This is a genomic window from Streptomyces sp. NPDC057002, assembly GCF_042673825.1.
Lineage (GTDB): Bacteria > Actinomycetota > Actinomycetes > Streptomycetales > Streptomycetaceae > Streptomyces.
In genome coordinates this window covers 26,246-51,792 of sequence record NZ_JBHURZ010000012.1, presented here as the reverse complement: position 1 = coordinate 51,792, position 25,547 = coordinate 26,246, and the positions used below count along the sequence as shown (strand labels likewise).

At 70.3% G+C, this 25,547-nt stretch carries 23 protein-coding genes; 14 read left to right on the top strand and 9 right to left on the bottom strand.

Going from position 1 to position 25,547, the window contains the following annotated elements; translation table 11 throughout:
- Nucleotides 1-80: 80 nt before the first annotated feature.
- Nucleotides 81-1,181, bottom strand: coding sequence for a nicotinate-nucleotide--dimethylbenzimidazole phosphoribosyltransferase (cobT, locus tag ACFT32_RS40760; protein ID WP_382499273.1), 1,101 nt, complete (start codon nucleotides 1,179-1,181; stop codon nucleotides 81-83).
- Between the two features lie 156 nt (nucleotides 1,182-1,337).
- Between cobT and ACFT32_RS40755 the strand changes: the two genes are divergently transcribed.
- On the top strand, nucleotides 1,338-2,375 hold the full coding sequence (locus tag ACFT32_RS40755; RefSeq protein ID WP_382499271.1) for a class I SAM-dependent methyltransferase: 1,038 nt from the start codon (nucleotides 1,338-1,340) through the stop codon (nucleotides 2,373-2,375).
- A 116-nt stretch (nucleotides 2,376-2,491) separates the two neighbouring features.
- Here the strand turns inward: ACFT32_RS40755 and ACFT32_RS40750 are convergent, their stop codons facing one another.
- On the bottom strand, nucleotides 2,492-3,691 hold the full coding sequence (locus tag ACFT32_RS40750) for a bifunctional adenosylcobinamide kinase/adenosylcobinamide-phosphate guanylyltransferase (RefSeq protein ID WP_382499269.1): 1,200 nt from the start codon (nucleotides 3,689-3,691) through the stop codon (nucleotides 2,492-2,494).
- A 221-nt stretch (nucleotides 3,692-3,912) separates the two neighbouring features.
- Between ACFT32_RS40750 and ACFT32_RS40745 the strand changes: the two genes are divergently transcribed.
- Nucleotides 3,913-4,125, top strand: a complete 213-nt coding sequence (locus ACFT32_RS40745) for a hypothetical protein (RefSeq protein ID WP_382499266.1) — start codon at nucleotides 3,913-3,915, stop codon at nucleotides 4,123-4,125.
- A 58-nt stretch (nucleotides 4,126-4,183) separates the two neighbouring features.
- Here ACFT32_RS40745 and ACFT32_RS40740 read toward each other — a convergent pair whose 3' ends face one another.
- Both ACFT32_RS40740 and ACFT32_RS40735 read right to left on the bottom strand, forming a co-directional pair.
- Nucleotides 4,184-4,924, bottom strand: coding sequence for a class I SAM-dependent methyltransferase (locus ACFT32_RS40740; protein ID WP_382499630.1), 741 nt, complete (start codon nucleotides 4,922-4,924; stop codon nucleotides 4,184-4,186).
- Nucleotides 4,925-5,004: 80 nt separating this feature from the next.
- The gene (locus ACFT32_RS40735; protein ID WP_382499264.1) at nucleotides 5,005-5,604 is read right to left on the bottom strand and encodes a DUF3043 domain-containing protein; all 600 of its coding nucleotides are present in this window, start codon (nucleotides 5,602-5,604) and stop codon (nucleotides 5,005-5,007) included.
- 325 nt (nucleotides 5,605-5,929) lie between these two features.
- On the opposite strand from ACFT32_RS40735, the gene ACFT32_RS40730 reads away from it, so the two are divergent.
- From ACFT32_RS40730 to ACFT32_RS40710, 5 genes are all read left to right on the top strand, one after another.
- The gene (locus ACFT32_RS40730) at nucleotides 5,930-6,715 is read left to right on the top strand and encodes a PspA/IM30 family protein (protein ID WP_382499628.1); all 786 of its coding nucleotides are present in this window, start codon (nucleotides 5,930-5,932) and stop codon (nucleotides 6,713-6,715) included.
- Between the two features lie 23 nt (nucleotides 6,716-6,738).
- Nucleotides 6,739-7,017 (top strand): hypothetical protein, encoded by a 279-nt coding sequence (locus ACFT32_RS40725; protein WP_215121952.1) that lies wholly within the window; start codon nucleotides 6,739-6,741, stop codon nucleotides 7,015-7,017.
- 163 nt (nucleotides 7,018-7,180) lie between these two features.
- Nucleotides 7,181-8,401, top strand: coding sequence for a sensor histidine kinase (locus tag ACFT32_RS40720; protein WP_382499262.1), 1,221 nt, complete (start codon nucleotides 7,181-7,183; stop codon nucleotides 8,399-8,401).
- Complete coding sequence (locus tag ACFT32_RS40715; protein WP_382499260.1) at nucleotides 8,398-9,081, top strand: response regulator; 684 nt, start codon at nucleotides 8,398-8,400, stop codon at nucleotides 9,079-9,081. Before ACFT32_RS40720 ends, ACFT32_RS40715 begins: the two co-directional genes overlap by 4 nt.
- 159 nt (nucleotides 9,082-9,240) lie before the next feature.
- Nucleotides 9,241-12,363: an efflux RND transporter permease subunit gene (locus ACFT32_RS40710; protein WP_382499258.1), complete on the top strand. Its 3,123-nt coding sequence runs from the start codon at nucleotides 9,241-9,243 to the stop codon at nucleotides 12,361-12,363.
- A gap of 345 nt (nucleotides 12,364-12,708) precedes the next feature.
- Here ACFT32_RS40710 and nadA read toward each other — a convergent pair whose 3' ends face one another.
- Nucleotides 12,709-13,893 (bottom strand): quinolinate synthase NadA, encoded by a 1,185-nt coding sequence (gene nadA, locus ACFT32_RS40705; protein ID WP_382499256.1) that lies wholly within the window; start codon nucleotides 13,891-13,893, stop codon nucleotides 12,709-12,711.
- Nucleotides 13,894-14,175: 282 nt separating this feature from the next.
- Here nadA and ACFT32_RS40700 point away from each other — a divergent pair, with 282 nt between their 5' ends.
- Nucleotides 14,176-14,532, top strand: coding sequence for an iron-sulfur cluster assembly accessory protein (locus tag ACFT32_RS40700; protein ID WP_261682919.1), 357 nt, complete (start codon nucleotides 14,176-14,178; stop codon nucleotides 14,530-14,532).
- Between the two features lie 95 nt (nucleotides 14,533-14,627).
- Here the strand turns inward: ACFT32_RS40700 and ACFT32_RS40695 are convergent, their stop codons facing one another.
- Nucleotides 14,628-16,589, bottom strand: coding sequence for a hypothetical protein (locus ACFT32_RS40695; protein ID WP_382499254.1), 1,962 nt, complete (start codon nucleotides 16,587-16,589; stop codon nucleotides 14,628-14,630).
- A 145-nt stretch (nucleotides 16,590-16,734) separates the two neighbouring features.
- Nucleotides 16,735-16,944: a hypothetical protein gene (locus tag ACFT32_RS40690; RefSeq protein ID WP_189724603.1), complete on the bottom strand. Its 210-nt coding sequence runs from the start codon at nucleotides 16,942-16,944 to the stop codon at nucleotides 16,735-16,737.
- A gap of 132 nt (nucleotides 16,945-17,076) precedes the next feature.
- Here ACFT32_RS40690 and ACFT32_RS40685 point away from each other — a divergent pair, with 132 nt between their 5' ends.
- Nucleotides 17,077-18,051 (top strand): carbohydrate kinase family protein, encoded by a 975-nt coding sequence (locus tag ACFT32_RS40685; protein ID WP_382499252.1) that lies wholly within the window; start codon nucleotides 17,077-17,079, stop codon nucleotides 18,049-18,051.
- Between the two features lie 91 nt (nucleotides 18,052-18,142).
- On the opposite strand, the gene ACFT32_RS40680 is transcribed toward ACFT32_RS40685, so the two are convergent.
- Entirely contained in the window at nucleotides 18,143-19,519 is a 1,377-nt protein-coding gene (locus ACFT32_RS40680) for a cysteine desulfurase/sulfurtransferase TusA family protein (RefSeq protein ID WP_382499251.1), read from the bottom strand.
- A gap of 265 nt (nucleotides 19,520-19,784) precedes the next feature.
- Between ACFT32_RS40680 and coxB the strand changes: the two genes are divergently transcribed.
- From coxB to ACFT32_RS40660, 4 genes are all read left to right on the top strand, one after another.
- Nucleotides 19,785-20,750: a cytochrome c oxidase subunit II gene (gene coxB / locus ACFT32_RS40675; protein WP_328338044.1), complete on the top strand. Its 966-nt coding sequence runs from the start codon at nucleotides 19,785-19,787 to the stop codon at nucleotides 20,748-20,750.
- The gene (gene ctaD / locus ACFT32_RS40670) at nucleotides 20,747-22,483 is read left to right on the top strand and encodes a cytochrome c oxidase subunit I (RefSeq protein ID WP_382499249.1); all 1,737 of its coding nucleotides are present in this window, start codon (nucleotides 20,747-20,749) and stop codon (nucleotides 22,481-22,483) included. Before coxB ends, ctaD begins: the two co-directional genes overlap by 4 nt.
- The gene (locus ACFT32_RS40665) at nucleotides 22,480-22,878 is read left to right on the top strand and encodes a cytochrome c oxidase subunit 4 (protein ID WP_382499246.1); all 399 of its coding nucleotides are present in this window, start codon (nucleotides 22,480-22,482) and stop codon (nucleotides 22,876-22,878) included. Before ctaD ends, ACFT32_RS40665 begins: the two co-directional genes overlap by 4 nt.
- Before the next feature lie 132 nt (nucleotides 22,879-23,010).
- Nucleotides 23,011-24,273 carry an Ig-like domain-containing protein gene (locus ACFT32_RS40660; RefSeq protein ID WP_382499244.1) on the top strand — a complete coding sequence of 421 codons (1,263 nt, stop codon included), beginning with the start codon at nucleotides 23,011-23,013 and terminating at the stop codon, nucleotides 24,271-24,273.
- Between the two features lie 80 nt (nucleotides 24,274-24,353).
- On the opposite strand, the gene ACFT32_RS40655 is transcribed toward ACFT32_RS40660, so the two are convergent.
- Nucleotides 24,354-24,755: a hypothetical protein gene (locus ACFT32_RS40655; RefSeq protein WP_382499242.1), complete on the bottom strand. Its 402-nt coding sequence runs from the start codon at nucleotides 24,753-24,755 to the stop codon at nucleotides 24,354-24,356.
- A gap of 145 nt (nucleotides 24,756-24,900) precedes the next feature.
- Here ACFT32_RS40655 and ACFT32_RS40650 point away from each other — a divergent pair, with 145 nt between their 5' ends.
- Nucleotides 24,901-25,521 carry a heme-copper oxidase subunit III gene (locus ACFT32_RS40650; RefSeq protein WP_184596414.1) on the top strand — a complete coding sequence of 207 codons (621 nt, stop codon included), beginning with the start codon at nucleotides 24,901-24,903 and terminating at the stop codon, nucleotides 25,519-25,521.
- Nucleotides 25,522-25,547: the final 26 nt, after the last annotated feature.

Genomic DNA, 25,547 nt, shown 5'->3' with positions numbered 1-25,547 from the left:
CAAACCGACACCACACGCGAAGACCGACCGGAACGGGACGAAGTTGAGCCAGGTGTGCGTGACCTGGATCTCCCGGGCGTTTACTCCTCCGAGGGAACCTCGGAGTCGTCCGTGACCTCCGGCTGCTCCGACTCCTTCGGCTTCTCGGGCAGCTCCGCCGCCAGCGCCGCGGCGGCCTGCACCAAGGGGAGCGCCAGCAGACCGCCCGCGCCCTCGCCGACGGTCACACCCTGGGTCAGCAGCGGCTCCAGGGCCATCCGGTCCAGCGCCTTCGCCTGCCCGGGCTCGCCACTGTCGTGCGCGGCCAGCCACCAGTCCGGCGCCCGGAACGCGATCCGCTGCCCGACCAGCGCGCACGCGGCCGTCACGACCCCGTCGAGCACCACCGGCAGCTTCCGCACGGCACTCTGCAGCAGGAAGCCCGTCATCGCCGCGAGATCGGCCCCGCCCACCGTCGCCAGCAGCTGCAACTGGTCCCCGAGCACCGGCCGGGCCCGGCGCAGCGCGTCCCGGATCGCCGCGCACTTGCGCATCCAGGCCAGGTCGTCGATCGCCAGCCCGCCGCGCCCGGTGACCACCGACGCGTCGACGCCGCACAACGCCGCGACCAGCACACCCGCCGCCGTCGTCCCGCCGACGCTCACATCGCCGAGCACCACCAGATCCGTACCGGAGTCGGCCTCCTCGTCGGCCACCGCGACCCCGGCCCGGAACGCCGCCTCGGCCTCCTCCAGGGTCAGCGCGTCCTCGATGTCGATCCGCCCGCTGCCGCGCCGCACCCGATGCCGTACGACGTCCTCGGGCAGGACCTCGGGGTCACAGTCCAGGCCCATGTCGACGATCCGCACCGGCACGCCGAGCCGCCGCGCCAGCACCGAGACGGGCCTGCCGCCCTCCAGCACCTCACGCACCAACTCCCCGGCGCCGCCCGCCGGCCGGGCCGAGACGCCCAGCTCCGCCACGCCGTGGTCACCGGCGAAGAGCACCACCCGCGGCCGGTCGACCGGCCGCACCGGCACCGCGGACTGCGCCGCCGCCAGCCACTCACCCAGGTCATCGAGGCGGCCCAGCGATCCTGGCGGCACGATCTGCCGCTCCCGGCGCGCCTCGGCGTCACGGCGGACCCCGCCGTCCGGACGCTCGATCAGATCGGTGAAGTCGTCGAGATTAAGCGAGCTCATTCGCCGAACAGTACCGGCAGCGATCGAACAGCACGGCGCCACATCGCGACTCCGTCACGGCGACGTCGTTGCACCCAAGATCGGCATCCCATACGTTCCCGTTTGCAGCGGATTGTCGTACGTCCCTGCCGTACGTCTCGCGCCCGGGAGCCGCCCATGCCCGAACTTCCCGCCCCCTCCGTCCCCCAGGCGCCCGCGCCGGTCCACGAACCGCGCCGCGAGGACTGCCCCTGGTGCGGCTCCGGTCGGCTGCGCAACCGGCTTCGCACCGGTGACCTGCGGCAGTACAAGCCGGGCAACTTCACCGTCGACGACTGCCGCGACTGCGGCCACACCTTCCAGAACCCCCGCCTCACGGCCGAGGGCCTCGCCCACTACCGCCGGACCGTGCGCGGAGCGCCCAGGGACCCCACGGCCGACGCCCTCGTCGCACTGCGCGCCGGACAGCACCGCCACCGGTCGGCCGCCCGGGCGATGCTGCCGTTCGGGGAGCCGGAGAGCTGGCTGGACGTGGGGACGGGCCACGCGCGCTTCCCTGCGACGGCCCGGGAGTTCTTCCCGTACACCTCGTTCGACGGCCTGGACGACACCCCGGACGTGGTCCGGGCCGTCCCGGCCGAACGCGTCGAGGAGGCCCACGTCGGCCGGCTGTCGGACCCCCGGATCTCGGGCCCGCTGCGCGCCCGCTACGACGTGGTCAGCATGCTCCACCACCTGGAGGGCGCCCCCGACCCCCGCGCGGAACTCCGCGCCGCCCTCCACGTCCTGCGCCCCGGCGGCCATCTGCTCATCGAGACCCTCGACCCCCGCAGCGTCTTCGCCGCGCTCCTGGGCCGCTGGTGGCTCCCCTACGACCAGCCCCGCCACCTCCACCTGCTGCCCCCGCGCAACCTACGGGCCGAACTGGAGACGACCGGCTGCACGGTCCTCACCCTCGACCACCGCCCCACTCACATCCCCCACGACCTCTCCGGCGCGACGTCCCTGGCCCTCTCCCACGCCCTCCCGGCCCCGGACACCCCCTGGCGAGCCATCCCCCCACCCCCCTTCCGCCGCCACGCCCGCGAGGCCCTCCTCCGAGCGGGCCTCCCCCTGGTGGGGGCAGCGGCCCTGGCAGACCACCTACTGGCCCCGGTGGCCCGCCGCACACGCTTGGCGAACACGTACCGAGTCATCGCCCACAAACCGGCCTAGCTCGCGCCCTAGCTGCGGGCATGCGTGCCGCTAGGGGCGGCACGGGTGGGCGCAGCGGCACCTCGTCGCGCCGAGCTGCGCACCCACCCGGCCTCAGCCCCCACCCACAGCACCGGTCATCCCCGCAGCACCAAGGCCTGCCCCGCCACCACCAACAGCACCTGCTCACACTGCTCCGCGAACCCCGCGTTCAACCGCCCCAGTTCATCCCGATACCGCCGCCCCGACGCGGTCGACGGCACAATCCCCGACCCCACCTCGTTCGACACGGCGACAACGGCCCGCCGACTCGAACGCACCGCCTCCGTCAGCTCCCGCACCCGCTCCCGCAACGCCTTCTCCCCCCGCTCCGCCCACACCGCGTCGTCCCACGCCCCGACGGAGTCCATCGCGTCCGTCAGCCACAACGACAGACAGTCGACCAGCACCGGTGGCCCCTCCTCAGCCAGCAGCGGCACCAGATCGCAGGTCTCCACCGTCCGCCACGACCCAGGCCGCCGCTCCCGATGCGCGGCCACCCGCACCGACCACTCGGTGTCCCCGTTGCGCGACCCGCCCGTCGCCACGTACAGCACGTCGGGAAAGGCCTCCAGCCGGCGCTCGGCCTCCACCGACTTGCCCGACCGCGCCCCGCCCAGCACCAGGGTCCGCCGCGGTACGTCCGGCACGTCCTCGTACGCCCCCACCGCCAGCGTCGTCCCGTCCGGCACCGTCCGCGCCCCGGCCGCCGCGAGCCGCCGCCCGAGCTCCGGGCCCGGCGGCACGTCGTGGTCCAGATGGACGGCGACCACATCGGTCGTCGGCCCCACCGCCCCCACCGCCCGCAGCTTCGCCAGCGCGTCCGGCCGCCCCGCGACATCCGCGAGGACCATGTCGTACGGCTCCGCCGGTTCCGCCAGCCCCGCCGGCGCCCCGCCCGGCGGCAGATACAGCAGCCGCTGGCCCTCCGGCCCGGTCACCGCGTACCCGGTGCCCGGCGCGTCCATCGCCACCGCCCGCACCCGGTGCCCCGTCAGCAGCGTCAACTCCTGCCGGTCCGGCACCCGTCCGGGTTGCGGCAGCCCGGCAGGCACCTCGACCGCGGGCCCGTCATGCGGATGCGACAACAGCACCTGCCGCACACCGGTCAGCGAACGCCCCGCCCGAGCCGCCGCGAACGCCGCCCCGGGCGTCAGATCGAGCAACAGCGCCCCGTCCAGCAGCAGCGCGGTGGCCGCCCGGGAATCCGGCCCGAGAGCAGCCGCACAAGCCGCACAGGGACAATCGGGACGGGGAAGCCCCGCAGGAGCGCCAGTACCAAGCAGAGTGAGTTCCACGCCCCGATTCTCACCCCTGGCCCTGGGGCATGCGTGGCGGAGACGCCCCTAAGGGGCGCGGGGAACTGCGCGACCAGCCCAATGCGGCCCGCGCACGCCCAATCACCCGCACTCCTGGGACGCCTGTCCCGCCCAACCCAGCGGACCGCTTACGCTCGGGGCAGGAGCCGGACCAAGATCCGGCTCCCGCTGTGCAGTGTGCTCACACATGGGAGGCGTACATGGCGGCATGGACGTGGCGGTTCGAGAAGACCGACGGGGCGGAGGTCCAGCCCGCGGTACCGCCGGAGGACTTCCCCACCCAGGGGGATGCCGAGTCCTGGATCGGGGAGCACTGGAAGGCCCTCCAGGAGGGCGGCGCCGACCAGGTGCGGCTGTTCGAGGACGCCACGGAGATCTACGGCCCGATGAGTCTGCACGCGGCCGAGGCGTGAGCCCGGGGGCGGGGGCCGACGGCCCTCGCCCACCTCCTCTTCCGTGGCCCCGGGGGCGTCAGCCCCGCACACCGCACAGGTGCAGCAGCGCCGCCACCCCGCGGTACGGATCCGTCCGCCCGGCCTTCTCCTCCACCGCGAGCAGCGTCGGCGCGTCACCCGGGACCTCGGCGTCGTCCGCCACCGAGTCGGTGAACACGCTCACCCCGTACCAGGCGTGCAGCGGCGCCCCGATCCCCGCGAGCGTGGACGTCAGATCCTTCAGCCGGTCGGCCCGTACGTCGAGCCCCAGCCGGATGGGGGTCCCCTCGTTCGAGTCTTTTCGAGAATGGGGGAGGTTGGCCGTCGTGTCGAAGGCGGTCAGCGCGTCGGCCCAGGCGCCGGACAGCCCCGGCCGCAGCGCCAGCGCGTCCCCGTTGCGCACGAGCAGGGACAGCAGCCCGCCGTGCGCCAGCATCCGGGCGAGACCCGCCAGCAGCGGGTCGGGCTCCTCCACGTACATGAGCACGCCATGACACAGCACCACGTCGAAAGCGCCCGGCAGGAAGTGCACACCGGTGTCCCGGCCGTCGCCCTCGATGATCCGCATCCGCTTCCGGATGCCCTCGGGTTCCCCCGCGAGGGACTCCCGGGCCACGGCGACCATCTTCGGGTCCTGCTCCAGACCGGTCACCTGGTGCCCGGCCCGGGCCAGCCGCAGCGCCTGCGTGCCCCGGCCCATGCCCACGTCGAGCACCCGCAGCCGCTGCCCGACTGGGAACCGCCCGGATATCTGCTCGTCCAGCTGGCGGGCGACCAGCTCCTGCCGGACCACATCGCGCAGCCCGCCCGGCCCGGTCACCCGGGCATCCGCCGCGCTCTCGGAAAACGGCGTCGCGGTCAGGGCCGCTCTCCGCGCTTGACCTGCGGCTTCGGCAGCCGGAGCCGACGCATCTGGAGAGAGCGCATCAGGGCGTAGGCGACCGCGCCACGCTTGTTCTCGCCGGCGAACCGCTCGGCCAGCTGCTTCTTCAGGCGGAAGGCGGAGATGAACGAGTCGAGCACGATCATCACGATCACCACGAGCCACAGCAGCAGCGCGACGTTCTGCAGCGAGGCCACGCGCACCATGCTCAGCACGAGGATGACCACGGCCATCGGCAGGAAGAACTCCGCGATGTTGAACCGCGAGTCGACGAAGTCGCGCGCGAACCGGCGGACCGGTCCCTTGTCGCGGGCGGGCAGATACCGCTCGTCGCCGCTGGCCAGCGCCTGACGCTGGCGCTCCATCGCGGTACGGCGCTCCGCGCGCTGTCGCTTGGCGGCCTCCTTGCGCGTCGTCGACGTGTTGGCCACGCTGCGGCGCTGCGACTGGGCCGCGCTGCGCTTGGGCGTGGGGCGGCCCTTGCGGGCCTCGGGGTGACGGGGCTGACTGGAGTCGGTCTCCGGCGCCTTCACGGCGTCCTGGGCCTTCTCATCCTTCGCACGGCTACGGAACACAAAACCCAAGGGTAAGGGCTTCCGGGCATGGACCCCAGTCCCGTGGGGAACGATCCGGCAACACCAGTCGTCTGTATGGGGACAGAGGGGACGATGTGTACGGCTCCGACGGTTTCCCGGGATGTAGGCCTCCGGTAACCCCGGGGACCACCTACTCCCTACGCCGGAGCGGGACCGTCCACAGTCGTCCTTGGGGATGAGCGCATCCGTCCCCGAACAGTGCGGTAATGGATGCAGGGCCCGTACTGTGGGTTCTGTCGCAGGAGCTGGAGCCGGTTCGGTCAGAAGGGGGCGCGCGAAGCCCATGAGCGGTGTCATGAAGCGTATGGGGATGATCTTCCGCGCGAAGGCGAACAAGGCCCTTGACCGGGCCGAGGACCCGCGCGAGACCCTCGATTACTCGTACCAGAAGCAGCTGGAGCTCCTCCAGAAGGTGCGCCGCGGCGTCGCCGACGTGGCGACCAGCCGCAAGCGCCTGGAGCTGCAGCTCGCCCAGCTGAACAAGCAGTCCACCACGCTGGAGGACCAGGGCCGCAAGGCGCTCGCGCTGGGCCGTGAGGACCTGGCCCGCGAGGCGCTGTCCCGCCGGGCCGCCCTCCAGCAGCAGGTGACCGACCTGGAGACCCAGCACGCGACGCTCCAGGGCGAGGAGGAGAAGCTCACCCTGGCGGCCCAGCGGCTCCAGGCCAAGGTCGACGCCTTCCGTACGAAGAAGGAGACGATCAAGGCGACGTACACGGCGGCCCAGGCGCAGACCCGGATCGGCGAGGCCTTCTCCGGCATCTCGGAGGAGATGGGCGACGTCGGCCTGGCCATCCAGCGTGCCGAGGACAAGACGGCCCAGCTCCAGGCCCGCGCCGGCGCGATCGACGAGCTGCTCGCCTCCGGGGCGCTGGACGACCCCTCCGGCATGCACAAGGACGACATCCAGGCCGAGCTGGACCGGCTCTCCGGTGGTACGGATGTAGAGCTGGAACTGCAGCGGATGAAGCAGGAGCTGGCCGGGGGCCCGGCCGCCGGGCAGCAGGCCATCGAAGGTGGTGGCACGAGCCAGTCGCAGCAGCAGGACCGGCAGCAGCCGCAGGACACCCCGCGCTTCGACAAGCAGTAGGGGCCCACGCCTAGGAGGGCGACATGATCGTACGGATCATGGGGGAGGGCCAGGTGAGGCTGGCCGACGGCCACCTCACCGAACTGAACAAGCTGGACGACGAGCTCCTGGCCGAAATGGAGAACGGCGACGGCCCCGCCTTCCGCCGCACCCTCCAGGCCCTGCTGACCAGGGTCCGCGACCTCGGCGACCCCCTCCCGGACGACTCCCTGGAACCATCGGAACTGATCCTCCCGTCCCCGGACGCGACCCTCGAAGAGGTCAGGGACTTCCTGAGCGACGACGGCCTGATCCCGGGCTGACCCCGCTGCGGGCATGCGTGCCGCTAGGGGCGGCACGGGTGGGCGCAGCGCGGCACCCCGCCACGCCGGGCTGCGGACCCACCCGACCCCAGCCCCGACGCCGAGCACCTCACACCCCACCGCCCATACCCCCGTACACCCCGCCCGGCTACCGTAATCAGCCGTGAGCACCCTCCAAAGGGCCAAAGTCCAGGCCAAAGCACACCCCCTGGCCGTGGACGCGGTCCTGGCCGCAGGAGTCCTGGCCTGTATGGTCGCCGGCTCCTTCGTGGAGCCCCGGCACCGCGACACCGTCAGCTGGGCCCTGCGCACCCCCGTCCCCCTCAGCCTCGTCCTCATGGTCCTCGGCGCCGCCGCGCTGGTCTTCCGCCGCCGCGCCCCCATGACGGTCCTGGTCCTCACCGGCACGGTCTCCGTCGTGGAGTCCGTCACCGGCGACCCCCGCACCCCCGTCGCCATGTCCGCCGTCATCGCCCTGTACACCGTCGCCTCCACCACCGACCGCCCCACCACCTGGCGGGTCGGCCTGCTCACCACGACCGTGCTGACCGGCACCGCCATGGCCGCCGGCTCCCTGCCCTGGTACGCCCAGGAGAACCTCGGCATCGTGGCCTGGGCCGGCATCGGCGCCACCGCGGGCGACGCCGTCCGCAGCCGCCGCGCCTTCATCCAGGCCATCAGGGAACGCGCCGAACGCGCCGAACGCACCCGCGAGGAGGAGGCCCGCCGCCGGGTCGCCGAGGAACGCCTGCGCATCGCCCGGGACCTGCACGACGTCGTCGCCCACCACATCGCCCTGGTCAACGTCCAGGCCGGCGTCGCCGCCCACGTCATGGACAAGCGCCCCGACCAGGCCAAGGAGGCCCTCGCCCACGTCCGGGAGGCCAGCCGCTCCGCCCTCAACGAGCTGCGGGCCACCGTCGGGCTGCTCAGACAGTCCGGCGACCCGGAGGCCCCCACCGAACCCGCCCCCGGCCTGGACCGCCTCGACGAACTCGCCGGCACCTTCCGCAACGCCGGACAGCGCATCGAGGTCGCCCGTACCGACCAGGGCACCGCCCTGCCCGCGGCCGTCGACCTGGCCGCCTACCGGATCATCCAGGAGGCCCTGACGAACGTGCGGAAGCACGCCGGGTCACACGCCAAGGCGGAGGTCAGCGTCGTACGGGTCGGACCGAACATCGAGATCACCGTGCTCGACGACGGCAGCGGCGAGGACGCGGACCCGGGCAGCGGCGGCGGCCACGGCCTGCTCGGCATGCGGGAGCGCGTCAGCGCCCTGCGCGGCACCCTCACCACCGGTCCCCGCTACGGCGGCGGCTTCCGCGTCCATGCGATCCTGCCCGTCAAGAACCGCACACCGACCGGGGAGGACCCCGCATGACCATCCGTGTCCTGCTCGCCGACGACCAGGCGCTGCTGCGCAGCGCCTTCCGTGTGCTCGTCGACTCCGAGCCCGACATGGAGGTGGTGGGCGAGGCGTCCGACGGCGCGGAGGCGGTGCGGATGACCAAGGAGCAGCACGCCGACGTCGTCCTCATGGACATCCGGATGCCCGGCACCGACGGTCTCGCCGCGACCCGCATGATCAGCGCCGACCCCGAACTCGCCGACGTCCGCGTGGTCATCCTGACGACGTTCGAGGTCGACGACTACGTCGTGCAGTCACTGCGCGCCGGCGCCTCCGGCTTCCTCGGCAAGGGCTCCGAGCCCGAGGAACTGCTGACCGCGATCCGGACCGCCGCCGGCGGCCAGGCCCTGCTGTCCCCGGCGGCCACCACCGGCCTCATCGCCCGCTTCCTCGCCCAGGACCCGGCCGACGACGGCGAGCGCGACCCGGCCCGCGCCGAGCGGCTCGACTCGCTCACCGGGCGGGAGCGCGAAGTGCTCGTCCAGGTCGCCGGAGGACACTCCAACGACGAGATCGCCGAGCGCCTGGAGGTCAGCCCGCTGACGGTGAAGACGCACGTCAACCGGGCCATGGCCAAGCTGGGCGCCCGGGACCGTGCCCAGCTCGTGGTCACCGCGTACGAGTCCGGCCTGGTCCGTCCAAGGGTGGAGTGAGCTCGACCCGGGTGTACTGCGCCCGGAGTATGCGCCGCATAAGGAAATGGACCTGGGGCCTACGAAACCCGGGTCCTCCATGGCTCAGGGTGTTAGGGCGGGTGCTCATCTGCGCGCTCGCTGCCGCTTCTGCCGCTAACAGAAGAGAGACCCTCACCCATGTCCTGGCTGTCGAAATTCAGCCTCGCGCAACGGGCCCTGATAGGGCTGATGTCGATCATCGCGCTCGTCTTCGGGGCGATCGCGATACCCCAGCTCAAGCAGCAGCTGCTGCCCACCATCGAACTGCCCATGGTGTCCGTGCTGGCGCCGTATCAGGGCGCGTCACCGGACGTGGTCGAGAAGCAGGTCGTCGAACCCATCGAGGACAACCTCGAATCCGTCGACGGCATCAGCGGCGTCACCTCCACCGCCAGCGAGGGCAACGCCGTGATCATGGCGTCCTTCGACTACGGCAACGACACCAAGCAGCTCGTCGCCGACGTCCAGCAGGCCGTCAACCGGGCCCGCGTCCAGCTCCCGGACGACGTCGACCCGCAGATCGTCGCCGGTTCCACGGACGACATGCCGACCGTCGTCCTCGCCGTCAGCTCCGGCCGGGACCAGCAGGCCCTGGCCGACCAGCTCGACAAGACCGTCGTGCCGGACCTCAAGAGCATCGACGGCGTCGGCCAGGTCACCGTCGACGGTGTGCGAGACCTCCAGGTCGCCGTCACCCCCGACAACGCGAAGCTCGCGAAGGCGGGCCTCACCCCGCAGTCCCTCATGCAGGCGCTCCAGGCGGGCGGCGCGACCGTCCCGGCCGGCTCCTTCGACGAGGACGGCGCCAACCGCACGGTCCAGGTCGGCGGCGGCTTCACCTCGCTGAAGCAGATCCAGGACCTGATGGTCACGGGCGAGCCCGGCAAGGGCGAGCCGGTGCGCCTCGGCGACGTCGCCACGGTGAAGCAGCAGGAGGCCCCGGCCGACTCCATCACCCGCACCGACGGCAAGCCCAGCCTCTCCGTCGCCGTCACCATGGACCGCGACGGCAGCGCGGTCGCGATCTCCGAGGCCGTCCAGGACAAGCTCCCCGACCTCCGCAAGGACCTCGGCTCCGGCGCCGACCTCACGGTCGTCAGCGACCAGGGCCCGGCGGTCTCGAAGTCCATCAAGGGCCTGACCACCGAGGGCGCGCTGGGTCTGCTCTTCGCGGTCCTGGTGATCCTGGTCTTCCTGGCCTCGATCCGCTCCACCCTCGTGACCGCGGTCTCCATCCCGCTGTCCGTGGTCCTCGCCCTGATCGTGCTGTGGACGCGTGACCTGTCGCTGAACGTCCTGACGCTGGGCGCGCTGACGATCGCCATCGGACGGGTCGTCGACGACTCGATCGTGGTCCTGGAGAACATCAAGCGGCACCTCGGCTACGGCGAGGAGCGCCACTCGGCGATCCTCCAGGCCGTCCGTGAGGTCGCGGGCGCGGTGACGTCCTCGACGCTCACCACGGTCGCGGTGTTCCTGCCGATCGGCCTGGTCGGCGGCATGGTGGGCGAGCTGTTCGGCTCGTTCAGCCTGACGGTGACCGCCGCGCTGCTGGCGTCCCTGCTCGTCTCCCTGACGGTCGTCCCGGTCCTGTCGTACTGGTTCCTGCGTCCCCCGAAGGGCACCCCCGAGGACGCGGACGAGGCACGCCGGATCGCCGAGGAGAAGGAGGCCAAGAGCCGCCTCCAGCGCATCTACGTCCCGGTCCTGCGCTTCGCGACCCGCCGCCGCCTCACCAGCGTGGCCCTCGCGATCGTCGTCCTGGTCGGCACGTTCGGCATGGCGCCGCTGCTGAAGACGAACTTCTTCGACCAGGGCGAGCAGGAGGTCCTCAGCGTCAAGCAGGAGCTGAAGCCCGGCACCAGCCTGGCGGCGACCGACGCCCAGGCGAAGAAGGTCGAGAAGCTGCTCGCCGACACCAAGGGCGTGAAGGACTACCAGGTCACCATCGGTTCGTCCGGCTTCATGGCCGCCTTCGGCGGCGGCACGGACTCCAACCAGGCCTCGTACCAGGTGATGCTGGACGACTCGGTGCCGTTCGAGGACGTCCAGGACGACGTCGAGAAGGGCCTGGCCGGCCTGAAGGGCATCGGCACGACCACCATCGCCGCCGGTGACGGCTTCGGCAGCCAGGACCTCAGCGTCGTGGTGAAGGCCGCCGACGCCGATGTCCTGCGTACGGCGTCCGAGGAGGTCCGCAAGACGGTCGCCGAGCTCGACGACGTCACGGACGTCACCAGCGACCTGGCGCAGAGCGTGCCGCGCATCTCGGTGAAGGCCAACGACAAGGCGGCCGCGGCCGGCTTCAACGACCAGACCCTGGGCGCAGCCGTCGCGCAGGCCATCCGCGGCACCAACGCGGCCAAGGCGACCCTGGACGACAGCGAGCGCGACGTCGTCATCCGCTCGGCCGAGCCCGCGCGGACACTGAAGCAGCTTCAGGACCTGCGCCTGGGCGCGGTGAAGCTCGGCGACATCGCGACGGTGAAGCAGATCGACGGTCCGGTGTCCATGACCCGGATCGACGGCCAGCGCGCGGCCACCATCTCCGCGAAGCCGACCGGTGACAACACGGGCGCGGTGAGCACCAAGCTCCAGTCCGAGATCAGCGCGCTGAAGCTCCCGGACGGCGCCACGGCGTCGATCGGCGGTGTCTCCGAGGACCAGGACGAGGCGTTCCTCAACCTGGGCCTGGCGATGCTGGCGGCCATCGCGATCGTCTTCATGCTGCTGGTCGGCACCTTCAAGTCCCTGGTCCAGCCGCTGATCCTGCTCGTCTCCATCCCGTTCGCGGCCACGGGCGCCATCGGTCTCCTGGTGGCGACCGGCACCCCGATGGGTGTCCCCGCGATGATCGGCATGCTGATGCTGATCGGCATCGTGGTGACGAACGCGATCGTGCTGATCGACCTGATCAACCAGTACCGCAAGCAGGGCTACGGCGTCGTCGAGGCCGTGATCGAGGGCGGCCGGCACCGACTGCGCCCGATCCTCATGACCGCCCTGGCGACGATCTTCGCCCTGCTCCCGATGGCCCTCGGCATCACCGGCGAGGGCGGCTTCATCGCCCAGCCGCTGGCCGTGGTCGTGATCGGCGGCCTGGTGACGTCGACGCTGCTGACGCTGCTGCTCGTACCGACGCTGTACGCCATGTTCGAACTCCGCAAGGAGCGCCGGGCGAAGAAGCGCGCGGCGAAGAAGGGCGGCCTTCCGGCCCAGCGCACGGAGACGGCGGAGGAGCCGGAGCCGGCGCAGGTCTGACAGCAGTAGATATGGCGAGGGGCGCCCCGTGGCTCACGGGGCGCCCCTTCGTGCTCAGGCCTCAGCGGGGAGGGTGTCTTGGCCCTTGAGGCACGTGACGAGCGCTTCCCAGGCGGTGGCCGGGAACGAACGCCGCGTCCAGCCGGTCGGGGGTCCCTCATGCGAGCGGTCGCATGGGGGTCGTCCAGCCACACTCGGCGGTCCGGACGAAGGAGGCCCGGTCCGGGTTCCCAACCCCCGTTCGCCGAGTGGTTCGGCGTTGTGCCGGCAGGAGAGCCGCTGGTGAGGTGCCGCTCCAGCAGAGAGGGTGACGTCGGCCAAGGTCGCCGTCACCCTTGCTACGGGCTACGGCAGCGCCAGCATCCGCTCCAACGCCAGCTTCGCGAACGCCTCCGTCTCCTTGTCCACCTCGATGCGGTTGACGAGGTTGCCCTCGGCCAGGGACTCCAGGGCCCAGACCAGGTGGGGGAGGTCGATGCGGTTCATCGTGGAGCAGAAGCAGACCGTCTTGTCGAGGAAGACGATCTCCTTGCCCTCCGGTGCGAAACGGTTTGCCAGGCGGCGGACCAGGTTCAGCTCCGTGCCGATGGCCCACTTGGAGCCGGCCGGGGCGGCTTCCAGGGCCTTGATGATGTACTCCGTCGAGCCGACGTAGTCCGCCGCGGCCACGACCTCGTGGCGGCACTCGGGGTGGACCAGGACGTTCACGCCCGGGATGCGCTCGCGCACGTCGCGCACCGAGTCGAGGCTGAAGCGGCCGTGCACCGAGCAGTGGCCGCGCCACAGGATCATCTTCGCGGCGCGCAGTTCCTCGGTCGTCAGCCCGCCGTTCGGCTTGTGCGGGTTGTAGAGGACGCAGTCCTCCAGGGACATGCCCATGTCCCGCACGGCGGTGTTGCGGCCGAGGTGCTGGTCGGGAAGGAAGAGGACCTTTTCGCCCTGCTCGAAGGCCCAGTCCAGGGCCCGTTTCGCGTTCGAGGAGGTGCAGATCGTGCCGCCGTGCTTGCCCGTGAACGCCTTGATGTCGGCGGACGAGTTCATGTACGAGACGGGCACGACCTGCTCGGCTATCCCGGCCTCGGTCAGCACGTCCCAGCACTCGGCGACCTGCTCGGCCGTCGCCATGTCGGCCATCGAGCAGCCGGCGGCCAGGTCGGGCAGGACGACCTTCTGGTCGTCGGAGGTCAGGATGTCCGCGGACTCGGCCATGAAGTGCACACCGCAGAACACGATGTACTCGGCCTCCGGGCGGGCGGCGGCGTCCTTGGCCAGCTTGAAGGAGTCACCGGTGACGTCGGCGAACTGGATGACCTCGTCGCGCTGGTAGTGGTGGCCGAGCACGAAGACCTTGTCCCCGAGCTTCTCCTTCGCCTTGCGGGCGCGCTCCACCAGGTCCGGGTCGGACGGCGAGGGCAGGTCGCCGGGGCACTCCACGCCACGCTCGCTCCTGGGGTCGGCCTCACGGCCGAGGAGCAGCAGGGCGAGGGGCGTCGGCTGTACGTCGAGCTCCTGGGGCTGGGCGGTGGTCACGACACGCACCCTTTCTGTTCCGCGACTTTTCGTCGATTTGACGCTATCTATCATAACTGCTTCACGTCACTTTGACGACGGCCATAGCGTCTGTGTGACGTGAATCCCGGTGAGCCGCCGTTCATTCCCGGGAACACCGGGAAAGAGCCGTTTTCCGGTTCGCGGCGCGTGTGCGAGCATGAAACGGAGCCGTAAATCGAGCGCCCGGCCCGGAATGAATCCGCGGCCCCGCCGGTTGGACCCGTCGGCAAGCAGTCTCCGTACAACCCGGGAGAGATGTAGATGTCCGTATCGGACGAGACCACCACCGTCAGCGACGGCATCATCCTGACCGACGCCGCCGCGGACAAGGTCAAGACCCTGCTCGACCAGGAAGGCCGCGACGACCTCGCGCTGCGCGTCGCCGTCCAGCCCGGCGGCTGCTCCGGCCTGCGCTACCAGCTCTTCTTCGACGAGCGTTCCCTCGACGGCGACGTCAAGAAGGACTTCGGCGGTGTGAAGGTCGTCACCGACCGCATGAGCGCCCCGTACCTGGGCGGTGCCACGATCGACTTCGTGGACACGATCGAGAAGCAGGGCTTCACGATCGACAACCCGAACGCCACCGGCTCCTGCGCCTGCGGCGACTCCTTCAGCTGAGCCTGCGGGGCCGCCACCGGCGGCAGCGGACATGACGAAGGCGGCGGCCCCCTCCGACGGGGCCGCCGCCTTCGCGCTCGCTAGCTACTGAAGGACTACCGCTCCCGCGTCGGGGGAGCCGGCAGCCGCGCGCCCTCCCTGGCCAGCGAGACCGCCTTGCCGTCCGAGTCCACGACGGCACGGTCACCCAGCGGCTCGTCCAGCTGCACGGTCTGCTGGAACTGCTTCGCGATCATGATGCAGACCTTGTCCGGCCACGCGGTCGAGGTCACCTCGACCGTCACCTCGTCGCCCTTCTCGCTCGCCTTCACGTCGTAGTCGGCGCACACACCGCCCGTGAAGGTCACGGTCAGCTCCGACCCCTCGGCCCGGTAGCCGTCCACCTCGACGTTGCGCGGCCCGGGCGTCGACGTCGGCTTGTCACTCGGCTCGCTCGGCGTAGCGGGGGTCAGATATTTCGGGTCGACCGCCGGGTACGTCACCGTGAACGGGTCCTTCGCACCCGGCGCCGTCACCTCGAACAGCCAGGACGGCACGAGCGCCTGGCGCCCGTCCACGAAGTGCGAGGCCAGTCCGAACACCGCGTTCTCGACCGTGACCGTGTCCTGCTCCGGAGCGTCGCTCGCCGACGATCCGCAGGGCTGCTCCAGCCGGTCCTTCAGCGGCACGGCGCTCGCACAGCCGCCGATGCCCATCCGGTGGTCGGTCTTCGGCCGGGTCTCCATCAGCTCCAGCGCCTTCTTGGCGCTGACCACGGGGTACGTGTCCCCCTTCACCGGCGCCTTCAGCTGACCGCTGCCGCCGACGACCTCGCCCTCGGCGCCGACCGTGACCCCGGTGTTCCAGCCGTGCGTCGGCAGTCCGCCGACCTCGGGAGCGGCGTTCACCACCCGCTGGGCGCCCATGACCTGGCTCGCGTCTAGCTTCGCGTCGTCCTGACCCAGCGCCTTCAGCACGGGCGCCGCGGCCTTCTCGGCCTCCGCCTCGCTCACCGGGGTGCCGGACTGCGGAGCCGTGCAGGTGTCGGTGCCCTTGCAGTTGTCGGTGCCCGGGGCGTAGCGGTTGAAGGTCCAGGCTCCCGGCGCCTGCTTGTTCACCTGGAGGTTCGGTCCCGAACCGTCCTGACCGGCCCCGACCTTCCAGGCCTCGCCCTGTGCCACCGGCGTCCCCTCGACCCCGAGGGCCTTGGCCAGCCGGGCCACGTCGTCCTTGGTGACCTCGCCCTGCGCCCGGTACACCGGGGCCTCGCGGGGGCCGTCCGGCAGCGTGCCGCCGAGCTTGTAGGTGGCGCCGTAGGGGTTGGGCTCGCCGGGCGCGATGCCGTTGCCCTCGCCGGAGGTCGATTCCGAGTACCCGTCGAGCGCGAGCGGCGGGGGAGTGTCGTCCCCACCGGGGGCGCCGGACGTCTGTCCGCCGCCCGACCCGTCGGCCACGTTGGTGGCGAGCCAGGCCCCGCCCCCGCCGATCAGCAGCACGGCGGCGGCGGCGACGGCGATGATCGCGGGCGTCCGGGGCCGCCCGCCGCCCGGGCGGACCAGTTCCTCCTGGTCGCGGGGCACGTCGCTGTCCGGCACCTCGGTGGCTGCCGCGTCTACCGCGTCTACCGCGTCTGCCACGTCTGCCGCCCGGTCCGGGGCCGAGCCGGCTTCGTCGACGCCGGTGCTCTCGGCGCCGGCCTCGGGTTCCGGTGCGGATGCCGCCGCCTTCGCCGTGTCGTCGGCCGAGGCTTCAGGGGCCGGGTCGGCCTCAGGAGCCTGCTCCGTCTCGGCGACCTCGGGCGTGTCGGCCTCACGGGACTCGGAGTCCGGAGCGTCGGAATCCTGGCTGGTTTCGGCGCCCTCCGCCTGGTCCTGGGCGTCAGCCGAGGCCCAGTCCTGGGGTTCCGCCGAGCCCTCGTCCTCGGCGGAAGCCGAACCCGCCTCCGTCTCGTCCTGCGCGTCCGCCGAACCCCGTTCACCGTCGGAGACGCCCCCGATGTCCCGGGCAGGGTCGGCGGCGGCTCCGGCGCCGCCCGCTTCCCTGGCGTCGTCGTCGTTGTCGGGTCGCTCGGTGTTCACCGCATCGCTCCTTCGGCTGCACAGCCATCCCATGGGACCCGGACCGGTCACACACGGGCGGCTGGTGGGTCGTATCCCGCCTCCCCTTTACGGGGGACAGCGATGGGACGCAGCGGGGGAGCACACGGTTCCCGCAGGGGCCCGCTCAGTCCCCGTAGTCCGACATGGCGTCGAGCAGCCGGGCCGACGCCGGGGGTACGGTCACACCGTGAATCAGGGCCGGGGAGACGGGCCGGGAGGCGATCCGGTCGGGGGCCGCCCAGTGGGGAGCCATCCGCGCCCCGTCACCCGGCAGCGACGCCAGATCGCCTTCGAGGTCGACCGGAACGGGTGCCTGGACCTTGAGGTTCGTCATAGCGGCACCGTAGGCACGCTCGAGCTCGCGGAGAAAGATCTACTATCGGGTAGTTTCGATGCCTTCAGAGCTGCCCCGTCCACCCGATAGCGTGAAGTGTCAAGGCCCGCCTCCCTCAGGAGAATCCACGCCGTGCGCATCGCAGTCACCGGCTCCATCGCCACCGACCACCTCATGACCTTCCCCGGCCGCTTCGCCGACCAGCTCGTCGCGGACCAGCTGCACACGGTCTCGCTGTCGTTCCTGGTCGACAAGCTCGACGTCCGCCGCGGCGGCGTCGCCGCGAACATCGCGTTCGGTATGGGACAGCTCGGCACCCGGCCGATCCTGGTCGGCGCCGCGGGCGCGGACTTCGACGAGTACCGCGCCTGGCTCGACCGGCACGGCGTCGACACCGACTCCGTCCGCATCTCCGACACGCTGCACACCGCCCGCTTCGTGTGCACGACCGACGCCGACCACAACCAGATCGGCTCCTTCTATACGGGCGCCATGAGCGAGGCCCGCCTCATCGAGCTGAAGACCGTCGCCGACCGGGTCGGCGGACTCGACCTGGTCTCCATCGGCGCGGACGACCCGGAGGCGATGCTCCGCCACACCGAGGAGTGCCGCTCCCGGTCCATCCCGTTCGCCGCCGACTTCTCCCAGCAGATCGCCCGGATGGACGGCGAGGAGATCCGCATCCTGCTGGACGGGGCGACGTACCTCTTCTCCAACGAGTACGAGAAGGGCCTCATCGAGACCAAGACCGGCTGGAGCGACGCGGAGATCCTGTCCCGGGTGGGCCACCGGGTGACCACCCTCGGCGCGCGCGGCGTCCGCATCGAGCGGGTCGGCGACGACCCGATCGAGGTCGGCACGCCGGACGAGGAGCGCAAGGCCGACCCCACGGGCGTCGGCGACGCGTTCCGCGCGGGCTTCATGTCGGGCCTCGCGTGGGGCGTCTCCCTGGAGCGGGCGGCGCAGGTCGGCTGCATGCTGGCGACTCTCGTCATCGAGACGGTGGGGACGCAGGAGTACCAGCTGCGGCGTGGGCACTTCATGGAGCGGTTCACCAAGGCGTACGGGGATGAGGCCGCGGTGGAAGTGCAGGGGCATCTGGCCTGACCGTCGCCGAGTGCGGGTGCGTGGGGGCTGGTCGCGCACCGCGGCGGTAGCCGCATATCGACACAGCCCCGCGCCCCTAAATGCAGGGCGTTCAGCTCACCCGGCGGACCAGGTACGCGGTTCCCTTGTCCGCCGGCTTCTCCCCTACGTACTCCTGGCCCCGCATCTCGCACCACGCGGGAATGTCCAGCCGCGCCGCCTCGTCATCGGAGAGGACCCTCACCAGGCCGCCCACCGGCACATCGCCGATGACCTTGGCGAGCTCGATGACCGGAATCGGGCACCTCTTGCCCAGAGAGTCCACGACCAGCACGTCGGCCTCCCGCACCACCGTCTCGGAGGGCGCCCCCAGCTTCTCCCGCACCGCGGCCACAGCCCGGGGAAGCACCTCCAGGAAGCGCTCCACCTCCTCCTCCGCCGCCCCCGGCGGCAGCGAGACCCGCACATTCCCCTCGCTCAGCACACCCATCGCCCGCAGCACATGGCTCGGCGTCAGCGTGCTGCTCGTGCAGGACGATCCGGACGAGACCGAGAACCCCTCCCGGTCCAGCTCGTGCAGCAGCGCCTCTCCGTCGACATAGAGACAGGAGAAGGTGACGACCCCGGGCAGCCGGCGCACCGGGTCCCCGACCACTTCGACGTCGGGCACCAGCCCCGGCACCCGGGCCCGGATCCGCTCCGTCAGCTCCCGCAGCCGCGCGGCCTCCCCGGCCGCCTCCGCCCGTACGGCCCGCAGTGAAGCCGCCGCGGCCACGATCGCCGGGATGTTCTCGAAACCGGCCGCCCGCCCCGACTCCCGCTCGTCCACCGGCCCTTGCGCCGAGAACCGCACGCCCTTGCGCACCACGAGCAGCCCGACCCCCGACGGCCCGCCCCACTTGTGCGCACTGGCCGTGAGCAGCGACCAGTCCCCTTCCACCGGCCCCCACCCGAGCGACTGCGCGGCATCCACCAGCAACGGCACCCCGGCCTCCCGGCACCGCTCGGCCACCGCCGCGACGGGCTGCTCCGTCCCCACCTCGTGATTGGCCGACTGGAGACAGGCCAGCGCAGTGTCCCCGCGCAGGGCATCGCCGTACGCCGCCGGATCCACCGCCCCGCCCCGGTCGACCGGCACCTGGGTGACGGAACCGCCGCCCGCCTCGTGCACCTCGGCCGAATGGAGTACCGAAGAATGTTCGACCGCCGACACGATCAGGTGGCGCCCGACCCGCCGCCGCCCGGCCAGCGCCCCCGCAATCCCCGCATGCACGGCACGCGTTCCGGACGAGGTGAACACCAGCTCGTCCGCCCGGCACCCCACCGCCTCGGCAGCGGCTTCCCGCGCCGCGTCCAACAGCATCCGGGCCCGCCGCCCCTCCCTGTACAGCCGCGCGGGATCCGCCCACCCCTCATCGAGGGAGGCCAGCAGAGCCTGCCGGGCAACGGAATGAAGCGGAGCACCAGAAGCAGCATCGAAGTAGGCCACACAGCAACGCTAGAACGTCCAGCACAGGGACGCCCCAAAGGGGCGCGGGGAACTGCGCGAACAACCACAACCAAGGCCGCACCCGCCAATCAAGCGAACACCCCACCCCACTAGGCACCCCTCCTAGAGAACCCCCGGAGGGCGTCGGCTAGGGTTTGGTCCGCATAAACATCCAAACCCCTGCCCGACGCAGGGCGGCGACCGACCAGCGAGAAGGCCAGGCCGCAGCCGATCCGCGCGGGCGAGACTCTCGGGAAGGCGCTACGTGAGTCCCAACGGCTCCGACCGCTCGCCGCGGCGCCCGATGCGGCGGAAGCTGCTGCAGGCACTGACCGCGGGCTTGGTCTTGGCGACAGCCACCGGTTGCTCGTACAACTGGGAAGACTTCCCCCGCCTTGGTATGCCCACCCCGACCACGGAAGAGGCTCCGCGGATCCTCTCCCTGTGGCAGGGGTCCTGGGCGGCTGCGCTCGCCGTTGGCGTGCTGGTGTGGGGTCTGATCCTGTGGAGTGCTTTCTTCCACCGGCGCAGCCGCACCAAGGTCGAAGTTCCCCCACAGACCCGGTACAACATGCCCATCGAGGCGCTGTACACCGTGGTCCCGCTCATCATCGTCTCGGTGCTGTTCTACTTCACCGCCCGTGACGAGTCCGAGCTGCTCAGCCTCAAGAAGAAGCCCGACGTCACGGTCAACGTGGTCGGCTTCCAGTGGAGCTGGTGCTTCAACTACATCGAGCCCGTCGCGGGTTCCACCGGTGACGCCAAGACCTCCAAGGACCTGGACGCGATTCCGGACCGGTTCAAGGAAGACTTCCCGGCCAACGCCGGCGGCGCCTACGACTGCGGCACCCCCGGTACGCGGAACCCGCAGACCAACAACCCCGGTCCGACGCTCTGGCTGCCCAAGGGCAAGACGGTCCGCTTCGTGCTGACCTCGCGTGACGTCATCCACTCCTTCTGGGTGGTGCCGTTCCTGATGAAGCAGGACGTCATCCCGGGCCACACCAACGCCTTCGAGGTGACCCCCAACAAGGAGGGCACCTTCCTGGGCAAGTGCGCCGAGCTCTGCGGCGTCGACCACTCTCGGATGCTGTTCAACGTGAAGGTCGTCTCCCCCGAGCGCTACGAGCAGCACCTCAAGGACCTCGTGGACAAGCAGCAGAACGGTTACGTTCCTGCCGGCATCGCGCAGACGAGCCACGAGAAGAACCGGGAGACGAACAACCTGTGAGCATCCTCAACGAACCCCAGGGTGCCGCGGCAGCAGGGTCCCACTACCAGGACGAGCTGCCGGTCAGGCGCCAGAACCGCGGCAGTGTCGTGGTCAAGTGGCTGACGACGACGGACCACAAGACGATCGGCACGATGTACCTGATTACATCGTTCGCCTTCTTCGTCATCGGCGGTGTGATGGCGCTGTTCATGCGCGCCGAGCTGGCCCGTCCGGGTCTGCAGATCATGTCGAACGAGCAGTTCAACCAGGCGTTCACGATGCACGGCACGATCATGCTGCTGATGTTCGCGACGCCGCTGTTCGCCGGCTTCGCGAACTGGATCATGCCGCTGCAGATCGGCGCGCCCGACGTGGCGTTCCCGCGGCTGAACATGTTCGCCTACTGGCTGTACCTCTTCGGCTCGCTCATCGCGGTCGGTGGCTTCCTCACCCCGCAGGGCGCGGCCGACTTCGGCTGGTTCGCCTACAGCCCGCTCTCGGACGCCGTCCGCAGCCCGGGCATCGGCGCCGACATGTGGATCATGGGTCTGGCCTTCTCCGGCTTCGGCACCATCCTCGGCTCGGTCAACTTCATCACCACGATCATCTGCATGCGCGCCCCGGGCATGACGATGTTCCGCATGCCGATCTTCGTGTGGAACGTGCTGCTGACCGGTGTGCTGGTCCTGCTCGCCTTCCCGGTCCTCGCGGCCGCGCTGTTCGCCCTGGAGGCGGACCGCAAGTTCGGAGCCCATGTCTTCGACTCCGCCAACGGCGGGGCGTTGCTGTGGCAACACCTCTTCTGGTTCTTCGGCCATCCAGAGGTGTACATCATCGCGTTGCCGTTCTTCGGCATCATCTCCGAGGTCATTCCGGTCTTCTCCCGTAAGCCGATGTTCGGTTACACGGGTCTGATCGGCGCGACCATCGCGATCGCGGGTCTGTCCGTGACGGTGTGGGCGCACCACATGTACGTCACCGGCGGTGTGCTGTTGCCGTTCTTCTCCTTCATGACGTTCCTCATCGCCGTACCGACCGGTGTGAAGTTCTTCAACTGGATCGGCACCATGTGGAAGGGCTCGTTGTCCTTCGAGACACCGATGCTCTGGGCGACCGGCTTCCTGATCACCTTCACCTTCGGTGGTCTGACCGGTGTCATCCTGGCCTCGCCGCCGATGGACTTCCACGTCTCCGACTCGTACTTCGTGGTCGCGCACTTCCACTACGTCGTCTTCGGCACCGTGGTATTCGCGATGTTCTCCGGCTTCCACTTCTGGTGGCCGAAGTGGACCGGCAAGATGCTGGACGAGCGCCTCGGCAAGATCACCTTCTGGACGCTGTTCATCGGCTTCCACGGCACGTTCCTGGTCCAGCACTGGCTGGGTGCCGAGGGCATGCCGCGTCGTTACGCGGACTACCTCGCGGCCGACGGCTTCACCGCGCTGAACACGATCTCGACGATCAGCTCGTTCCTGCTCGGCATGTCGATCCTGCCGTTCTTCTACAACGTGTGGAAGACGGCCAAGTACGGCAAGCCGGTCGAGGTCGACGACCCGTGGGGCTACGGCCGCTCCCTGGAGTGGGCCACCTCCTGCCCGCCGCCGCGGCACAACTTCATCACCATGCCGCGGATCCGCAGTGAATCCCCGGCGTTCGACCTGCACCACCCGGAGATCGCCGCTCTCGACCAGCTCGAGAACGCGGGGCACGGCGAGAAGGCCCTCGCCGGCGGCAAGGAGGCCGGCAAGTGAAGATCCAGGGCAAGATGTTCATGTGGCTGAGCTTCTTCGTCCTCGTCATGGCGGTCGTCTATGGCGTGTGGTCGAAGGAGCCGGCCGGCACCACGGCCCTCTTCCTGACCTTCGGCCTGTGCATCATGATCGGCTTCTACCTCGGCTTCACGGCCAAGCGGGTCGACGTCGGTGCGCAGGACAACAAGGAGGCGGACGTCGCGGACGACGCCGGCGAGGTCGGGTTCTTCAGCCCGCACAGCTGGCAGCCGCTCTCCCTGGCCATCGGAGGCGCCCTCGCCTTCCTGTCGGTCGCCATCGGCTGGTGGCTGATGTACTTCTCGCTGCCGATCATCCTGGTCGGCATCTGGGGCTGGGTCTTCGAGTACTACCGCGGTGAGAACCGCACCCAGTAGCACGCGCCGAGCGCCTCAGGGGCCCGGACACTCCGAGAGGAGCGTCCGGGCCCCTGCTGCTTGCCGCAATATGCATCACTCGTACGAGTCTCTCGGCGTGCCGGTGTTGACGGGGCTTCCTAGCGTGAGGTCATGAGCCACACAGCGATACTCAGGCCCCGCACCGTCGTCAGTTGCACGCTGCTGGTGATAGCCCTCAGCGCGGGCGTCATCACCGCCTGCGGCTCGGACGGCAACCCGCTCTCCCACCGCCCCTACGACGCGGCGGACCAGATCTCCTTCAACGGCCCTCCTGAGGGCCGTGAGAAGGCCGACCCGGACAAGCCCCTGGAAGTGGTCGCCGAGGACTCCGACGGGCGCATCACGGACGTCACGGCCTACGACGCCGCCGGACGCTATCTGGCGGGCGAACTCGCCGCCGACGGCAGCCGCTGGCACAGCACCGCGCCGCTCGCCGCCAACGCCGGCTACACGGTCCGTGTGAGCACCGAGGACGAGGACGGGGCGCCCGGCCGCAAGGTCGTCACCTTCGACACCGGCAAGCCCACCACCAAGAAGCGCCTGGACGTCACCTTCGGCCCCAGGGCGGGCACGTACGGCGTCGGCCAGCCCGTCACCGCCGAGCTGAGCCGGCCCGTCAAGGACGGGGCCCAGCGGGCCGTCGTCGAACGCGCGCTCAAGGTCTCCTCCATACCCGCGGTGGACGGCGCCTGGCACTGGGTGGACGACAAGAAGCTCCACTACCGCCCGAAGGACTACTGGCCCGCACAGGCCACCGTCCAGGTCCGCAGCAACCTGGAGGGCATCAAGATCGGCGACCGCCTGTGGGGCGGCGGCAAGGCCAAGCCGCTGACGATCAGCACCGCCGACAAGCTCATAGCCGTCACGGACGCCTCGGCCCATCAGATGACGGTCTACAAGAACGACGAGATCGTCCGCCAGATACCGGTGACGACGGGGATGCCCGGCTACGACACCCGCAACGGCGTCAAGGTCGTCCTGGCCAAGGAAGGCACCGTCCGCATGACCAGCGCCAGCATCGGCGCCTCGGACTTCTACGACCTGATCGTCCACCACTCCGTCCGGGTCACCAACAGCGGCGAGTACGTCCACGCCGCCCCCTGGTCGGTCGGCTCCCAGGGCGCCGCCAACGTCAGCCACGGCTGCACCGGCATGAGCACCGAGAACGCCGCCTGGTTCTACGACACCGTCCGCGAGGGCGACATCGTCAAGGTCATCAACTCCGGCGGCGACACGATGGCCCCGTTCGGCAACGGCTTCGGCGACTGGAACCTCGACTGGCAGAAGTGGCGCACAGGCAGCGCCCTCCTGGGCGGCACCCCGGACGGCCCGGCAGCGGCGGACAGAGCCCGTCTACGCCCTCAGAGCGTCTAGACGCCCCTCAGGGGCGCGGGGAACTGCGCGACAAGCCACAGCCCACCCGCACTCGCCGAACAACCGATAGCCCCGAGCTCCTAGGCGTTCAGGGCCTTCTTCTCCCGCAGCAAAGCAGCCAGGGCGGCCGCGAACTCCACCGGCTCCACCGGCAACGTCACAGCCGACTCCGCACGACTCCAGGTCGCCAGCCACGCGTCCTGCGGCCGCCCGATCAGCAGCAGCACCGGCGGGCAGTCGAACACCTCGTCCTTGATCTGCCGGCAGAGCCCCATGCCCCCCATCGGCACGGCCTCACCGTCCAGCACACAGACATCGATCCCACCCCGGTCCAGCTCCTTGAGCACCGCGTCCGGAGTCGCACACTCCAGGAACTCCACCACAGGGACGTCCGGAGCCGGCCGCCGGCCCGTGGCGAGCCGCACCTGTTCGCGGGTGTTGGAGTTGTTGCTGTAGACCAGCACCGTGGCGGTCGGCTGCATTGTTCCTCCGTGACGTCAGCGTCGTAAGGACAGGCCCGATGGGCGGGATGCTACTCCCTTGAACACCACGTCAACACCGGTACGACAGGCGAAGACACTCCGAACGGCACCCCCCGGAGTGAGGGCGGGATAAGCGACCGACATAATGTCGGTCGTGGCGACAGCAACGACAGCAGAAACCGGGCACGCGCACCCGTCGGTCAACCGGCCGAACCTCACCAGCGTCGGAACCATCATCTGGTTGAGTTCCGAGCTGATGTTCTTCGCGGCCCTCTTCGCGATGTACTTCACCCTGCGATCGGTGACGGGTCCCGATCACTGGAAGGAGATGGCTGCCCATCTCAACTTCCCGTTCTCGGCGACGAACACCACCATCCTGGTGCTCTCCTCACTCACCTGCCAGCTCGGCGTCTTCGCCGCCGAGCGCGGTGATGTGAAGAAGCTCCGGATGTGGTTCATCGTCACCTTCGTGATGGGTGCGATCTTCATCGGCGGTCAGGTCTTCGAGTACACGGAGCTGGTCAAGGACGCGGGCCTGTCCCTGTCCTCCGACCCGTACGGCTCGGTGTTCTACCTGACCACCGGCTTCCACGGCCTGCACGTGACAGGCGGTCTCATCGCCTTCCTGCTGGTCCTCGGCCGGACCTACGCGGCCAGCAGGTTCACCCATGAGCAGGCGACCGCCGCGATCGTCGTGTCCTACTACTGGCACTTCGTCGATGTCGTCTGGATCGGCCTCTTCGCCACGATCTACATGATCAAGTAGCAGGGCCCGCATCCACGCGTGCTCGA

What these genes read in the sequence shown, in the direction of transcription:
- ACFT32_RS40710 (WP_382499258.1), top strand. Translation starts at nt 9,241, where the DNA reads ATGTCCTGGCTGTCGAAATTCAGCCTCGCGCAACGGGCCCTGATAGGG.
- ACFT32_RS40725 (WP_215121952.1), top strand. Translation starts at nt 6,739, where the DNA reads ATGATCGTACGGATCATGGGGGAGGGCCAGGTGAGGCTGGCCGACGGC.
- ACFT32_RS40690 (WP_189724603.1), bottom strand. Translation starts at nt 16,944, where the DNA reads ATGACGAACCTCAAGGTCCAGGCACCCGTTCCGGTCGACCTCGAAGGC.
- ACFT32_RS40655 (WP_382499242.1), bottom strand. Translation starts at nt 24,755, where the DNA reads ATGCAGCCGACCGCCACGGTGCTGGTCTACAGCAACAACTCCAACACC.
- ACFT32_RS40715 (WP_382499260.1), top strand. Translation starts at nt 8,398, where the DNA reads ATGACCATCCGTGTCCTGCTCGCCGACGACCAGGCGCTGCTGCGCAGC.
- ACFT32_RS40700 (WP_261682919.1), top strand. Translation starts at nt 14,176, where the DNA reads ATGTCCGTATCGGACGAGACCACCACCGTCAGCGACGGCATCATCCTG.
- ACFT32_RS40660 (WP_382499244.1), top strand. Translation starts at nt 23,011, where the DNA reads ATGAGCCACACAGCGATACTCAGGCCCCGCACCGTCGTCAGTTGCACG.
- ACFT32_RS40745 (WP_382499266.1), top strand. Translation starts at nt 3,913, where the DNA reads ATGGCGGCATGGACGTGGCGGTTCGAGAAGACCGACGGGGCGGAGGTC.
- ACFT32_RS40755 (WP_382499271.1), top strand. Translation starts at nt 1,338, where the DNA reads ATGCCCGAACTTCCCGCCCCCTCCGTCCCCCAGGCGCCCGCGCCGGTC.
- ACFT32_RS40650 (WP_184596414.1), top strand. Translation starts at nt 24,901, where the DNA reads ATGTCGGTCGTGGCGACAGCAACGACAGCAGAAACCGGGCACGCGCAC.
- ACFT32_RS40730 (WP_382499628.1), top strand. Translation starts at nt 5,930, where the DNA reads ATGGGGATGATCTTCCGCGCGAAGGCGAACAAGGCCCTTGACCGGGCC.
- cobT (WP_382499273.1), bottom strand. Translation starts at nt 1,181, where the DNA reads ATGAGCTCGCTTAATCTCGACGACTTCACCGATCTGATCGAGCGTCCG.